This window comes from Mastigocoleus sp. MO_188.B34 (genome assembly GCF_030065675.1).
Classification (GTDB): Bacteria; Cyanobacteriota; Cyanobacteriia; order Cyanobacteriales; family Nostocaceae; genus Mastigocoleus.
Window position 1 is genome coordinate 20774 of sequence record NZ_JASJDK010000049.1, and the last position, 14489, is coordinate 35262.

At 37.2% G+C, this 14489-nt stretch carries 11 protein-coding genes and 1 pseudogene; 8 read left to right on the forward strand and 4 right to left on the reverse strand.

What is annotated here, in order from left to right; genetic code table 11:
- Positions 1-10: 10 nt before the first annotated feature.
- Positions 11-859 carry a class I SAM-dependent methyltransferase gene (locus QNJ50_RS13955; protein ID WP_300636136.1) on the reverse strand — a complete coding sequence of 283 codons (849 nt, stop codon included), beginning with the start codon at positions 857-859 and terminating at the stop codon, positions 11-13.
- Positions 860-1988: 1129 nt separating this feature from the next.
- Between QNJ50_RS13955 and QNJ50_RS13965 the strand changes: the two are divergent.
- Together QNJ50_RS13965 and QNJ50_RS13970 are read left to right on the forward strand one after the other, a co-directional pair.
- Positions 1989-2255: pseudogene (locus QNJ50_RS13965) on the forward strand (SDR family oxidoreductase); the annotation flags it as partial.
- Positions 2256-2357: 102 nt separating this feature from the next.
- Positions 2358-3446: an alpha/beta hydrolase gene (locus QNJ50_RS13970; protein WP_300636138.1), complete on the forward strand. Its 1089-nt coding sequence runs from the start codon at positions 2358-2360 to the stop codon at positions 3444-3446.
- Positions 3447-3517: 71 nt separating this feature from the next.
- Here the strand turns inward: QNJ50_RS13970 and QNJ50_RS13975 are convergent, their stop codons facing one another.
- Entirely contained in the window at positions 3518-3946 is a 429-nt protein-coding gene (locus QNJ50_RS13975) for a DUF5367 domain-containing protein (protein ID WP_300636140.1), read from the reverse strand.
- Between the two features lie 110 nt (positions 3947-4056).
- On the opposite strand from QNJ50_RS13975, the gene QNJ50_RS13980 reads away from it, so the two are divergent.
- Together QNJ50_RS13980 and QNJ50_RS13985 are read left to right on the forward strand one after the other, a co-directional pair.
- On the forward strand, positions 4057-4689 hold the full coding sequence (locus QNJ50_RS13980) for a TetR/AcrR family transcriptional regulator (RefSeq protein WP_300636143.1): 633 nt from the start codon (positions 4057-4059) through the stop codon (positions 4687-4689).
- Between the two features lie 258 nt (positions 4690-4947).
- Entirely contained in the window at positions 4948-5613 is a 666-nt protein-coding gene (locus QNJ50_RS13985) for a nuclear transport factor 2 family protein (protein ID WP_300636145.1), read from the forward strand.
- Between the two features lie 61 nt (positions 5614-5674).
- Here QNJ50_RS13985 and QNJ50_RS13990 read toward each other — a convergent pair whose 3' ends face one another.
- Both QNJ50_RS13990 and QNJ50_RS13995 read right to left on the reverse strand, forming a co-directional pair.
- Positions 5675-8851, reverse strand: coding sequence for a plasmid replication protein, CyRepA1 family (locus tag QNJ50_RS13990; RefSeq protein WP_300636147.1), 3177 nt, complete (start codon positions 8849-8851; stop codon positions 5675-5677).
- Positions 8852-9487: 636 nt separating this feature from the next.
- The gene (locus tag QNJ50_RS13995; RefSeq protein WP_300636149.1) at positions 9488-9961 is read right to left on the reverse strand and encodes a DM13 domain-containing protein; all 474 of its coding nucleotides are present in this window, start codon (positions 9959-9961) and stop codon (positions 9488-9490) included.
- Positions 9962-10506: 545 nt separating this feature from the next.
- On the opposite strand from QNJ50_RS13995, the gene QNJ50_RS14000 reads away from it, so the two are divergent.
- The 4 genes from QNJ50_RS14000 (at position 10507) to QNJ50_RS14015 (ending at position 14328) form a co-directional block, all read left to right on the forward strand.
- Positions 10507-10755 (forward strand): hypothetical protein, encoded by a 249-nt coding sequence (locus tag QNJ50_RS14000; RefSeq protein ID WP_300636151.1) that lies wholly within the window; start codon positions 10507-10509, stop codon positions 10753-10755.
- Between the two features lie 908 nt (positions 10756-11663).
- Entirely contained in the window at positions 11664-13412 is a 1749-nt protein-coding gene (gene ltrA, locus QNJ50_RS14005) for a group II intron reverse transcriptase/maturase (protein ID WP_300636153.1), read from the forward strand.
- A gap of 116 nt (positions 13413-13528) precedes the next feature.
- The gene (locus QNJ50_RS14010; protein WP_300636155.1) at positions 13529-14065 is read left to right on the forward strand and encodes a ParA family protein; all 537 of its coding nucleotides are present in this window, start codon (positions 13529-13531) and stop codon (positions 14063-14065) included.
- The gene (locus tag QNJ50_RS14015; RefSeq protein WP_300636157.1) at positions 14062-14328 is read left to right on the forward strand and encodes a CopG family transcriptional regulator; all 267 of its coding nucleotides are present in this window, start codon (positions 14062-14064) and stop codon (positions 14326-14328) included. Before QNJ50_RS14010 ends, QNJ50_RS14015 begins: the two co-directional genes overlap by 4 nt.
- The last annotated feature ends 161 nt before the right edge of the window (positions 14329-14489 follow it).

Here is a 14489-nt window from a genome sequence, read left to right on the forward strand (position 1 = left end):
GCAAATAGACTTATTTTTCGGCAACGATTATCATATCTTCTGAGCAGTTGGTTAATGGTGAACCTTGCCAATTTCCGTACCCAGTAATAATTTTAAAACCTACTTGTTGACAAAGGTCAGAAAATTCGGAGAATGAATAAACTCTTACTGAATAAGGACTTGTTTCTTCTTTTGTCCCATCCTGATTGATAAAAATCCATTGACCATTAATTCTCTTAGTTACGTGATCGTAGTTTTCACTAATTTCCAGTTTTTTGCCGTTTTGAAGTGAACGTATTTCTGAAAACTTGTATTCACCACTCAGCACACGAGGAATATTTACGTCAGTGTGCATTAAAAATTTTCCTCCTGGTTTTAATGCTTGGTAGAAATTTTGAAGGACTTGAAAATTTTCCTCTTCCAATTCAAAAAAACCAAATGAGAAAAAAACATTAACGATAGCATCAAATTCATTCTCATACTTCAACAAGCGCATATCCTGTTTAAAAAATTGGACATTCTCAAGTCCCTGAGAATTTTTATTAGCAATGTTAAGCTCATGACTATTGATATCAACACCGACAACTGTCAAACCTTGGTGAGCAAGCCCGATTGAATGCCTTCCATAACCACAGGGGCTATCGAGAATACGCTGGTTGGGTTGAAGAGCGAGAAGTCTAATCAAACCTTCAACTTCACACTGAGACCTTTCATTGAGGTTTTGTGGTGTTGAGAGATAGCCATCTAAAGAGTTATCACCCTTCACGTAGTAATGACCAAAAAAGCCGCCGTATTCCATCCACCACTCTTGTTTCATAGGTTTATCAAAAACATTTATTAGTTCTTTTTCTTGTAAATTACTACACTCTTCTTTACTCATACTTTTCAACATTCCCAAAATCACTATCATTCTTGATAATGGATATCATCCCGAAAAATTAGAGGAAGAATTGAAAAAAATTTATCCCCAAATAATGACCAAGATTAGACTTGAGCTATGACCAAAACCGTCCAAAGCTGAAAAAGAAAAAGAAGGAAAGATTGGTTTTGTTTCGGTCAAAGTGAGATGGGTCATAGAAAGAAGTAATTCTTGGATGGAGAAATATAAAAGTTCAGTCAAAAAATTTGAAAGAACGCTTGATCATTCAATCGCCAAAGTAAATCTTTGTTTTATACGACTAATGCTTAAAAGACTGAGAACTGCTACCAATTAAAAGATCTCAAATGAGTTCTCTAAGACACACTTAGGTTTCAGACTGATATTGATATTTATTTACAAAAGGGTATTTGCTTTTGACACAATCCCACCACCTTCCTGCTTTATGCCTAGCAATATGCTATGTCACGCAAGGGAGCCGAAGCACTGACTACTGACAAACATTACGACCTTTCAGCTTAAATTTCGTGAGCTTTTTTACAACAATCCCTGACTTTTAAAACACGCTTTTGAAGTACTATTTCTTCACTAAGCGTAAACGATAACACCTTGTCAATTTACTGAATTTATTTTCTCTCTAAAATATTAACCTAAAATCAATCCCGAAACATAAACACTGAAACTTATGAATTTAAAAATAGTTATATATTTTTACTTAATAGTGTAGTTGACTTTCAAGGTCTACCAAGGTATGCAATGGCAAGTAAATATATTTAAATTCACATATTGTACAAATAAAATTTGATGTTATTAAGTTACTCAGTATCAATAGTAAAAGCCTAATTTAGTGTTCAAGACCCAGTGAAATAATACAGCTTTATTGTAATGAATTTTAATTTGTTAGTGATTTATACTCTTCTGTGCAAAATACAAGCAAGCTTAAATACAGCAAGTAGAATGCTGTTAAAGTTTATTGAAAGCTATTAAAAAAAATAATAAGACTTTGGTTCACAAAAGTTAAATTAAAGGTAACTGCCCATAAGCAATACGGTTCAGTTAAGGCTAAAATGCTGATTAATGATGTGAAATTTAGGAGTTTGGATCCTTTTTCCAGTGCCTCTGTAAAGAAAATACTAATATCATGACTAAAATGGCGGCTCAAGAATATGGTAAAAACATTCGTATTAATGCCATATCTCCAGGAGCGATTGATACTCCAATGTTGGATCGAGTCAAACGGGACTGGAAAGTTACAGAAAAACAACTTGTTGCATCCTATCCCATGCAAAGAGTTGGGACACCAGAAGAGGTCGCAAACCTAGTCATGTGGCTTGCTTCTGATGAAGCATCTTATGTCTCTGGGAATCAGTTTAGTATCGATGGGGGTGGACTTGGTTAAAAATCAGTTTTAACTAGTAAATATTTGCCAATAAATATTCAAATCAAAATCTCAATAAGATACAAGACCAGAAAAAAATTAAAGAATCAAGTCAACAGGAAAATGAAACTCTTATCCCTAGTTTTCTGCTTAGCAATTCCTCTGATGTTAGGTATCGATTTAGCTGTTGCAAGTAATATCAATCTTGAAAGTAAACGGGGTAAAAACTCAGTAACAACACAAAACCAAACTCCGAGATTTTCTAACCTGGAATATTTGGCTGCAGCGAATTACAAACCTGGCATAAATAAAGTTAACTTCACCAGCGAAGGGGTGAAGATGGTGGGGGATTTGTATTTACCAGCTAATTATAAGTCGGGTAGAAAACTCCCAGTAGTGATTGTTACCGGTTCTTGGACTTCGGTAAAAGAACAGATGGCGGGTTTGTATGCTAAAAAGCTTGCCGAACAAGGGTTTGCTGCATTGGCTTTTGATTTTCGCTACTGGGGGGAAAGTGGTGGTGAACCTCGTCAATATGAATCGCCAAATGCAAAGATTCAAGATATCAAAAATGCTGTAACCTATTTGCAGTCTTTACCAATTGTCGATCCCAACCGCATCGGTGGTTTGGGTGTATGTGCAAGCGCGGGTTATATGGCGCATGCTGTAGCTGAAGATTCTCGGATTAGGTCTTTTGCAACCGTTGCTGCGTGGCTACAAGAACCGGAGTCGGTACTTACTGTTTACGGTGGAAAACAAGCAGTGCGTAAGAAAATCGAAACTGGGTTAGCAGCACAAAGAAAATACGAAAAAACAGGGAAAGTTGATTATGTACCTGCTTTCGAGCAAGATAATCGTAATGCTGCGATGTCTGGCGAGCCTTTGTATTATGGGAATCCCGAACGCGGTTCAATACCAGAATGGAAGAATAGATTTGCAGTAATGTCTTGGGCTGAATGGTTGCAGTTTGATTCTATTTCTGCAGCACCTAACGTTAATGTTCCCACCCTTTTTGTTCACAGTGAAAATGCAGCATTACCGGATGGAGTACGTAAATTTTACAAGACTATGCCGGGAGAGAAGAAAGTAATTTGGATGCAAGGACAGCAATTTGATTTCTACGATCGCGAACCTTACGTAAATAAAGCAGTGCAAGCGGTTACAAATCACTTTCGAAAGAGTCTAACAGATACTAAAGTATCGCAAAAATAAACCTTTAATAGCAGAAGTAGGGATTGGGGATTGGGATTAGATAAATTCTTCTTTTCTCAGTTACCAATTACCTATTTTTTCCATTGACTTGTAAATATTCCTGTAATCAGCACAATTGCATATCCCCACAATAACCAAGCTCCAAATACTCCATTCGCTGCATCGGGGAGATTTGGAAAAAAGTATGGGAAGAAGTAATTAGTGAATGCATCGAGCAGCATTCCCGGAATCGCCAAACAAATAGCAGCATCTTTTCTTTGCACAGGCTCTATATTTTGCCAAGCAAAGAGGCTATAAGCCAATGGTGGTAAGAAAAAAACTGAGAACAAAAAACTAGCAACCATACTGACATTACTGTTAGGGATAAAAAAAGTTTCTCCCCAAAACCGGATAACTAAAGTTGCAATCAGCCAAATCATAAAACTCATAAACAAAAAGAATCCGTAAGACATCTTTTTGTTACGATCTGCATTATTGACTCCAGTATTTACAGTTTGCATGGTTTTCTACCCTAAAATGCTATAAATGAAACTACAAACAAAAACGCGAGGTTAACCTCACTTTTAAAATACGAGGAATATCTCGTGTTTGTCAATAGAATTTCTGAGTAATGACACAAGAACCTCAACAGCAATTGCGATGGCGTTTACCGAAACAAGCAAGGAGTCGAGAAAGATTTAATCGAATTTTGGATGCAGCAGCTGAATTATTTGTTGAAGTTGGCTATGAGTCTGTAACAACTGATGAAATTGCAGCGCGTGCTGATACATCCGTCGGAGGTTTATACCGTTTTTTCCCGGATAAGTTAGCTGTATTTCATGCTTTAGTCGATCGCTATTTAAAGCAACTAGGAGAGGTATTTGCAAATCTTCACACAGATGAAACCGCCAAATTACCTCTGGAAATTTATATCAGTAATGCGATCGATGCATTTGATGAATTTGTGACAGCGAATCCGGCATATAGAACCGTATTTGTACAATCTCGTTTAGTCTCAACGGAATTAATGGCAATGGATACGGCATTTAACCAAGAGATTGCTCGACAATTGTCAGCGTTTTTTATTACACGTAAACCTACACTAGAAAAAAGTCAAGCCGATTTATTAGCTGCAGTTACAGTTGAAGCCGCAAGTGCATTAGAAATTTTTTCATTAACTCGCGAGGGTAATTTTCAACAACAGGTTCTAGCTGAAACAAAGAAAATGTTGATTCTCTATTTAAAACAATATTTTCCAAATTAAATTTTACCGAGAATTGTGATACCAAATTGGTTTTGCTATTTACTCATTTACAATTTGAAAAAATATGATATGAATATCTCCTATAGGTAAATTTAAACTTTACTATGATGGCTAAAACATTACAGAAAAGATATACTACAAAGCTAAATTTCTAAGTTTTGATATTTCCCAGATATATTTGAAACTATATTGCAAACAAAAACATATCCAAAGAAAAAATAATCTCGAAATACAAATAAGGAAATTATATATAAATAAATGCTCAGATCGTCTCGCCGAAAAATTATTATTAGTACGCTCGCTGGATTAGCTGGAATAAGTACATCGCTTAGCAAAACTCAAGCACAAACTCAACCTTCTAAAGATAGTAATGTAAATAATATTCGTTTACCTCAAAATAATGACATCAATAACACTCAACTGCTACCCGAAGATCAGAGTGTCAATAATATTCCAAAACCCCAGAATGACAATACCATTCACATCCCAATCCAACAAACGAGTGACAAGGTAGAGATTATCAACACAGTTAATAAGATTGCTTTGATGTCAGACTTACGTAACTGGAAAGAGGTTCTTGCTGAGTTTACCGATAAAGTTGAATTTGATTATACTTCTTTATTTGGTGGAGAACCGATTCATGTTCCTGCACAACTTCAAGTAAAAGAATGGGAAGAGTCTTTTGCAAAAAATTTTAAGATAACTCAACATATACTCGGAACCCATACTGTTACGCTAAATGAAAATCTAGGAACTTGTATTTCTAACTTCCAAGCTCATCATGTCTTTCTGGAACCAAGAAAAGGTCAAAGTTGGACATTAGGTGGTACCTATAATCATGAACTAACTCGATTAGATGGTGTTTGGAAGGTGAACAAAATGAAAATGACCGTTAATTGGGAAGAAGGGATTAGACCTTTTTGAAGCAAGCACCCCAGGAGGGGAAGTAAAAAGTAAAAAGTAAAAAGTCAAAGGTATTACAAGTTCAATTTACGTAAATGGGTTGATTTTGGATCGCTTTTTCATTCCAATCAGTTGGAGAAATAATACTACCATCTCCAACACTCTTTAATTTTGCTAACATCAATTCATCTCTTTGCTGCCAAATTTCAAATATTTCTTTTCTTCCATCATTGAGCATTTTAGAATCAATTTGATAAGTAAGAGTACTTTTCTTCAATTTCAAAGCTAATAAATTCAGTAATCGACCCAAAATAATAATCCCTGAGGTTGAATCTTTACCTCTAGCAACATTAATTTCCAAAATTCTTTTAATATGCTTACTACATTCTAAAGCTGTATTTTTCATCAACAGTAAATCTGGATCGCGATCGGTAAATATTCGTTGCGGATCTAGAAATTGGTTTAGACCTAGAGCTCTTAAAGCTTCTATTTTTAGAGTGTAGTTTTTTACGTCAGGTAAGAAGACCTTTCCATCTCCCCAAGACAATTGTTGGAGCCATTCTTGTTTATCTCGCAGACGGAAGTATTCTAAATCGTGGGTGAGATAGTAATGGATTAACAATTGATAATAATACCCTTTATCATCTTTTAATTTAAGTTGGGGAGTCACATCGATTCCATATCTATGTCTGAGGACATATTTATTAATTTGATAGCGCTCGTTTTCAGTTAAAGATGGTTTAATTATTAGTCTGTCATATTCTATATAATCAATATCCCTCGCATTAGCCACAGAATTTGCTGTTTCCAATTGTTTTTGACGTTTAATCTTCTTGATATTGCGGTTAATATTTGTATTTCTATTCCGACTCTTTTCCCAATCTTTACGAGTTTTGACAATTTCTAAAATCAGTCTCCTTCTCGTTGCGACATCTGAAGGATCGGTTGCTAAAAATGCTTGACGTAAATCGCGAATAATATTTTTGTAAGTGTCATTACTCCGAACTTGAACCTGATTCCCATCAGCAATTAAACCATCCTTCATAGCTTGACGGTAAATACTCACCGAAGCATTGATTCTTGCTGATAATTTTGCCCAAGTTCGCAAATGAATGGGATCGTAAACTAAAGGTAAATCTACATCAATTTTATATAGAGGACTTAGTAAAGCTAGATTTTCTTTTTGATTTTCTTGATACCAATGGGATAGCAAACGATAGTTAGTGCTACCACTACCGATTAAACCAATACCTCGCTTCGCACACCAAACGATTCTGGGTACATCATCGCGGACTCTAGCTAAGGCTTGTCGAGCTTCAGAATCAGGAATTACACCTTGAAAGATACCATAAACTCGGTCGAAATGTTGAACATCAATACTAATTCCCGTTCCCAGACTGGGAGTGACAAAAACTGCTTGATAATCAATAATTTTTTTGTTGATGGATTCAACAATATCTACTGCTGGGTGACCTGGTGTATTAGTTGTGTGACTGCTGACCACTAAAGTTTGAGGAAATTGATATCGTAATTTTTCTAAGCGTTCTTTAAGATATCTTTCAATCGTTTCACAACTGTAACGCCCAGAACGACTATCTGTAGTAACATAACATTTTCTTCCAGCCATTAAATCTACTTCTAATTGTTGAATTAATGGTGTGGGATTGGGAGAATCGTAAAAAGTTACGTCCCAACCAATTGTGGGTTTCCATTGATTTTCCACAATCCAAGGAGCGATTTTAATTCCTGACAGTCCCTGTAAATACTCTAAAGAAATGTCGGATAAATCCGCATCCTGAGCAATTACTAATCCCCCAGTACTCAAAACAGTGGAAATTAATTGTCCAAATGCAGTGAGAATTTTCACTCGCTTGGAAACACAAGTACTACTATTAAGTAAATGCCATAAAGATTGTTCTACTTCATCTAAAATTACAATTCCACCTCGCCAATCTTCAGGATTTAGTTTCCAAATTGAATCTATACATAATCCTAAATTTTTAGCTCCTAAATTTGTGGAAAGGGAAGCAGAAAAATTGAGAATGGAAAACGGTGAATCAGATATTTCAGTTTGGGTTTGAGTTTGAGTTTGAGCATAAGCTTGAATATTTCTATATTCGTTCGTTCCCAATCCCCAATTTAAACCAACTTGTTCGCATAAAAACCGTCCCAACTGAATTCTGTGGGTAATCAACAAAACTGGTTTTTCTGTACTAATTGCCCGTTTGATAACAGGTTGTAATGCGGTAGTTTTTCCCGTACCTTTAGCTGACTTGACTCCTACTAAACCCGATTGAGGAAAAGGTATTTCTCCTAAATAACGTCGGTTAATTGTGAGATTGGGGGTAAAAGTTAAAGCTTTGTGGGGTTTTACTTGAGCGAGATAAACTTCTAAATCGACACTTTGAGCATAAATTTTCTCAAAAGCAGTCGCTCCCTTCGCAACAATAAACTCATCCACACCTTTTTCTTCACCGGGAAGTTCAATTACTCGTACCGGACAAGTTTTCTCTTGAAATAAAAACCCCAACTGGGAAATCGCATTACTGACCGCAGCAATTTTCTTCGGTTCCGTTTCAAAATCAAAACAAATGTAAATAGTACGCTTTGCAATTGTAAAAGCTGCTAGGTCGGGAATCAACTGACGACGAATAACTTTACCAAAATTATTTTTAACAACTCGATAACCACTATTAATTCCCGGAATTGCGATCGCAACATAGCCCTGACTCAACAGGGTAGCAGCTTTCTTTACTCCCTCACAAATAATCAGAGGGATGTTACATTCCATCACCCATCGCCAAAAACCGATAGCTTCCCCATGTTCGCCAATGGGAATATTTTCCGGCATAGGAACATTGTAACGCTCTTGAACCTGTTGCCAAACCAACAAAGGCACCCGCAAGCAAAATACCCTTGTCCCCATACAGGGAGGATGTTCGTATTTTATCGGTTTACCTTTTTCATTGTGTCGCGGTTGATTGGGCTTAAAACAGCCCCATTCCATTGCTTTCCAATTATTTACAGGATCCAGTCCAGAACACCACCAACCACCATCAGTTATGTGAGCGTAACGTTGCAACCACTGACTCTTGAGCATTCCCGTATTTGTACGGGGAACTTGCTGGGAAATCAGCAGATAATCATAGGCTGTTGTGTCTTGTAAGGACTGAAAATTGAGTTTTGTGATGTGTAAATCTATGCCACTACTGTTAACTAATTCTTTTAGGTGTTGTGGTTTGAGATGATCCAGATGCATTGAGGACAACGGAAAAGGTGACGATAAGAATAGAAACTTACCATGCCTTTTCCAATTTTTATAGAAGTATTTTTGGTGATTTTGGGTTGCCTTTTGCTACCTAGTAACGGGAGACACATCGGTTTGTTTTGTCAAGGGTTGGTTTTTCCTGTTTGTATGGTGGAATTAATAAATTTGTATTGTATTACTCAGGTGTATGTTTTTTTAATTTATCCGTATAATTATCAGCGAGTAAATTTTTGGTATCTATAGTTACGTTTTTTCATTAAAACTTTTTTATCTCCACAGCAAAGTTGATATATCATTGACAGTTTGCCTATTTGCGGGGTTGATCTAAATAAATTTTATTCATTGTATTTTGTGCGAGCAAAGATAAATATCTGTGGTATTTTGGTGTAATCCTACACAATTACTTCAACAGACAATAGTTCCCACATCCATTTGGTGTTTTATGACAGAAAATTGGTGTTCCAAAATTTGGAGTTTCAGAATTTGGCTTTCAACGACAAAGAAAAATCATCAGCATCCGATATCCGGAGCTACTGATGATAAACTGATATATGGTGTAAGGAAATTAGAGAATTAAGATCATAGAAAATAAAGATAAGTCTTAAGACATAGAAGAGAATTTTAAACTTAAGCTTTCTGCAGGCTAGCGTAACCAAAAGTAGCGTTGAATTTTTCGCACCAGACTCCTACAGATTTGAACTCATCTAGATTTACATTATCGGGAATTTCATAGGTTTGAGCGCCTTTGAATTTTTGAATTTTTGCGAGGGTAATGTAATTTCCTTCCTTAATATTTCCAGGTACGGTGCTGCTTTTATGCAAGATGATTTTGACGTCGGGACCATTACCAGTACTAAAAGCTGCATCAAATTTGAGATAGTGCTTACCATTCATGTTGACGATTTTGGCTTTACCGGTGGTTGCTTTTTCAGACTTAACAAAGTTACCAGATGCAATTAATGATTCAGATTTGGCTGCAACTATAGTAGTTTGTTTTGCTTTCAGGTCTTGAGCAGGTTGTGCGTTAACTGCTAATTGTCCAAAACTACCAAATAATACGATGGATACGATTCCTAAACCAGCGATTTTGTTGAATTTCATAATAATTGCTCCTTCAAGCTTTGTTTAATAGCATTACGTGATTAGGTTAGGAAATTGATGAATCCTCAAACAAGAACAGTAGTAAACTTTTGACTTTTTACTTGCGCGCAGCGCTGTCCCTTTCCTTGATTACTAATATCGGGGATGAAACTGAGGAGTCAGTGATTGGTAAATGAGACTTCCCTAAGAGTTATCTGAGAAAACTGAGAGAGTTGGGTGATTAAAATACGCAGTTTGTAATTTGTGAGGTGCGTAGTGCGTAGCAACCAATATAAATCAATACGGTTCAGATAAGCCTAAATTTCTTCGTAGAGACGCGACAGAGGCTAACGCCGACGCCGCAGGCTCTGTCGCGTCTCTACAGGGTTACTTGTTTAAAAAAAAGTCTTAACTGAACTGTATTGCAATATAAATGATACGGAATCTTGGTTATTCGAGGTCGAATTAAGGTTTAGTTTATAAGATATTTAATCTGAAGCTTTCTTGGTGTTATTTGATTGTGTTTTGTTACTAATGTTGCACTTTATTTAATATTGATCGCTTTGATGAACCCCGAATTTATGCGTGGTGTGATTCTTCAACTATTTGAATATGAACCCTGCTTTGAATCCTTTGAAGCTTGGACAGATCGTCATACGATGATGCTAACTGTTGTTCATCTGATGATTGTTGCAAAGGCTTTTGGGCTATATTCTTTTCGATGGAAGATTTTGTCACCACTCAATTTCTATCCAAATCATATTCAAACATATAGATGTTTGAATATTTTAGGTCGTATTTACTTAGTATATTGATTTTTGTCTTATTGAATATATGCTTAAATGTAATTAGCGTACTAAGTTTTTAGATGTTTGAATTTTTGAAAATGTGAATATTTAAATGCAAGAATTATAATGCTTGACAAATGTTGAAAAGCTGAGATACTTAAGCATCTGAACATGTAAGCGTAGAGTGCTATTTGCCACAAATATTTTGCTGGGAGGATTGTAAACGAGAAAAATGATAGTGACCGTAGCAGCATTGAAAGGTGGTGTGGCGAGTGTGATTCGTTTTCTCTAAACCTTGTAGATTAGGGCTTCAGCTGACTGAAGATAGTCTCAAGGGGGACGAGAAGCTTGGTTTAAATTAACTTGAACCTTGACAACTTAATGTTTGATGTAAGGCGCGGAATATTACAAATTGTAAATTCTAATTCCTTACCTCCCTGGTGATGGGAGATAGCAATATCCTTATTTCGTCAGCCTGACAACTGACGGGGTAAAGCGGGATGTAAAGCGGGTAATCTGAAATTCGGTAAGAAACCCCCGCAAGCTGGAAGGGTATGATTAGCGAAAGCAAACCTATGTCTGAACCTACGTTACCGCCAACAAGCTCACCCGAATTTAGAAGCTTGAGTCAAAATGACACGGCTTAAATGTCTTCTAGGCTTTCCGAGCTAGAAGAATCACTCAAACTGTTCCTTTAACTTTGCCAGTAAAGGAAATCACACAGTATAAGCCCGTAGGATAGTAGGAATCTAACCCCCTCGTAAAACAAGCATTAGGAACGAAGTAACTTAATAAGTTTCTCTTAAGGAAGGTCGATTTCTTAAGTAGTCATTCAGGCGCATGAACTTATTAAGCAGGATTGTATCAGAAGCAAATGCCTTGTTGTAATGACAAGGATACGCTGACGGATACACGGAATAGTGGAGATAAAAACCGTGAGTAAGAGTATACAAGTCATGAACACAGGAAATCTGATGTATGAATGGAAGGATATTCCCTGGTGCAAGCTAGAGAAACAAGTCTTCAAGCTCCAGAAACGAATTTATCAAGCCTCAATCCGTGGTGATGTCAAAACAGTAAGAAAACTCCAAAGGCTTCTACTAAAATCCAGAGCAGCAAAGCTACTCGCAGTAAGAAGAATAAGTCAGGATAATCGTGGCAAGCGAACCGCAGGGATTGACGGGATTAAAAACCTTAAACCCAAACAACGGTTGCAACTTGCGGCTAATCTTGAGTTACCTAAAAAAGCAATGCCCATACGTCGCGTCTGGATTCCAAAACCTGGAAAGGAAGAGAAGCGATGCAGCCCGGTCTTGGGGGTTTCCCCCATGAGCGACTGCATCAAGAAGCGACCATTAGGCATACCTACAATGCGGGACAGGGCATCACAAGCCCTAGCAAAGCTAGCACTAGAACCAGAATGGGAAGCTCAATTTGAACCCCATAGCTACGGTTTTAGACCTGGAAGGTCAACCCATGATGCGGTCAAATATTTATTTCTCAGCATGCGCAGACAAGAAAAATACGTACTGGATGCGGATATCAGTAAATGTTTTGACCGAATAAACCACAAAGCACTTCTAAATAAGCTAAATACCTTCCCACTAATGAGAAGGGCAATAAAAGCCTGGTTAAAGTCGGGAGTAATGGAAGGAAATAAAATCTTCCCAACCAACGAAGGAACACCGCAAGGTGGATGTATTTCGCCATTATTGGCAAATATAGCTCTGCATGGATTGGAAGATTACATCAAATCATCCTTCCCTAAAAGTAAAAAACTGGGAAATATAAAAGAAGCAAGCTGGCAACCTACAATTGTCAGATATGCTGATGACCTAGTAATACTGCACCGGGATTTAGAAGAACTAAAAAGAGCTAAGAACTTAGCTCAGAAATGGTTGAATAAAATGGGTTTAGAATTTAGCCCCACTAAAACCAAAATCTGTCATACATTCTACGAATATGAAGGAAATGAATCTGGATTTAACTTCCTTGGATTCACCTTCAAACAATACCCATTAGGTAAAAGAAATCGTAGAAAAGTAGCAGGAGGTGGTTACAGTAGGGATGCATTACATAAGACCATAATTACGCCCACGCAAGATTCCATCAAGAGACATAAAGACAAATTAAGCCAAATTATTGATGGATATAAAACTGCAACTCAAGAAAAACTAATAGGAATTCTTAACCCAACAATTGTAGGTTGGGCGAACTATTATTCAGCAGTTAACTCCAAAGAAATATTTGGTGATATAGACCATTGGCTTTATATAAAACTCAGAAGATGGGCTAATCGTAGGCATCCTATGAAGCCAAAACATTGGATTGCGAATAAATACTGGAATGTTGATTCATTAGGCAAATGGGAATTCTCTGAAGATAATATTCCTCTCAAAGAACATAAAAAAACACCCATTAGAATGCACATCAATGTTAAAGAAAACCGCAGTCCATTTGACGGAGATTGGACTTACTGGAGCACCAGAAGAGGTAAGCATCCGGGTCTGAGACCAATATTAGCAAAACTTCTTCGGACACAAAAAGGTAGATGCGCACACTGTAAGTTAAACTTCACTTTAGAAGATGTAATCGAGGTACACCACGTAGACCTCAATCACAAAAACCAGAAGTATAACAATCTACAGGCACTACACGGACATTGCCACGACCGCAAACATTGAGGTACTGTTGCGAGCCACTATTACGAGGAGCGCAGTGAATTGAAAGATTCATGCTGCGTTCTGAAGCCGAGTCAGAAAGGTGACTTTCTGGCTTAGGTTAACAATCGACTACAGCATTGCACTTAGCTACTTATTTCCAACAAAAGGCTGATACCCTATTGATCGATGGTGACCTTAATCGCAGTGCGTTGGATTGGTCTAATCGGGGTAGTTTGCCATTTAAGGTTGCTGATGAGAAACATGGAGTTCAATTAGCAAGCCTTTACGAACATATAATTATTGACACGGGAGTAATACCTAATAATGATGAATTAAAAACTGTTGCTCAAGGGTGTGATTTACTAGTTGTACCAACAACTCCTGATGCTGTAGCTTTAGCTGCTACCTTACGAATGGTGGAAGCACTAAAGGAATTTCAGGTTAATTATCGAATTCTACTGACTTTGATTCCTCCGAGTCCAAATAAAGCTGGAGTGGAGGTGAGAAAGGCTTGTATTAATGCTGGTTTACCGATGTTTAAATCTGGAATTCGTCGACTTGCAGTGTTCCAAAGAGCAGCTTTGGAGGGGGTTCCAGTTAATGCAGTAAAAGACCCTTACGCCCAGATTGCTTGGCGATGTTACTTTGAAACAGGAAAGGAGATTTTAGCGTGAGTCCAAAGAGAAAAAATAGCCGTTTTGACGATTTAATTGATGCTGCTCAGAACCGTATATCTAGAGATAGATCCCAGTCTAATGAGGTTCAAAGCAGTCCGAGGAGTAAAAGTACTGACCCCAACTATACTCGTACCACAGTTTATTTGCCGAAACAATTACACCGACAGCTTAAAACTGCTGCAGCTTCTGAAGCTAGACAAATGAGCGATATCATTATTGAACTAATTGAGGAATGGTTTGAGAAAAGGAATGGGAAGTAATCAGGAGACAGGAGCGATTGCAGGTTCTCTGGGCGGAATTTCCGTTCCATAATGGGCTTTATATATGAATTCTATATTTTTCTGCACCTTAATTAAGCAACTGTGCCATAGTTACTACTAAAGTTTGGGGTAAGAATAGCCATTCCTGTTTGAACTGCTTT

What these genes read in the sequence shown, in the direction of transcription:
- QNJ50_RS13955 (WP_300636136.1), bottom strand. Translation starts at nt 859, where the DNA reads ATGAGTAAAGAAGAGTGTAGTAATTTACAAGAAAAAGAACTAATAAAT.
- QNJ50_RS13970 (WP_300636138.1), top strand. Translation starts at nt 2,358, where the DNA reads ATGAAACTCTTATCCCTAGTTTTCTGCTTAGCAATTCCTCTGATGTTA.
- QNJ50_RS13975 (WP_300636140.1), bottom strand. Translation starts at nt 3,946, where the DNA reads ATGCAAACTGTAAATACTGGAGTCAATAATGCAGATCGTAACAAAAAG.
- QNJ50_RS13980 (WP_300636143.1), top strand. Translation starts at nt 4,057, where the DNA reads ATGACACAAGAACCTCAACAGCAATTGCGATGGCGTTTACCGAAACAA.
- QNJ50_RS13985 (WP_300636145.1), top strand. Translation starts at nt 4,948, where the DNA reads ATGCTCAGATCGTCTCGCCGAAAAATTATTATTAGTACGCTCGCTGGA.
- QNJ50_RS13990 (WP_300636147.1), bottom strand. Translation starts at nt 8,851, where the DNA reads ATGCATCTGGATCATCTCAAACCACAACACCTAAAAGAATTAGTTAAC.
- QNJ50_RS13995 (WP_300636149.1), bottom strand. Translation starts at nt 9,961, where the DNA reads ATGAAATTCAACAAAATCGCTGGTTTAGGAATCGTATCCATCGTATTA.
- QNJ50_RS14000 (WP_300636151.1), top strand. Translation starts at nt 10,507, where the DNA reads ATGAACCCCGAATTTATGCGTGGTGTGATTCTTCAACTATTTGAATAT.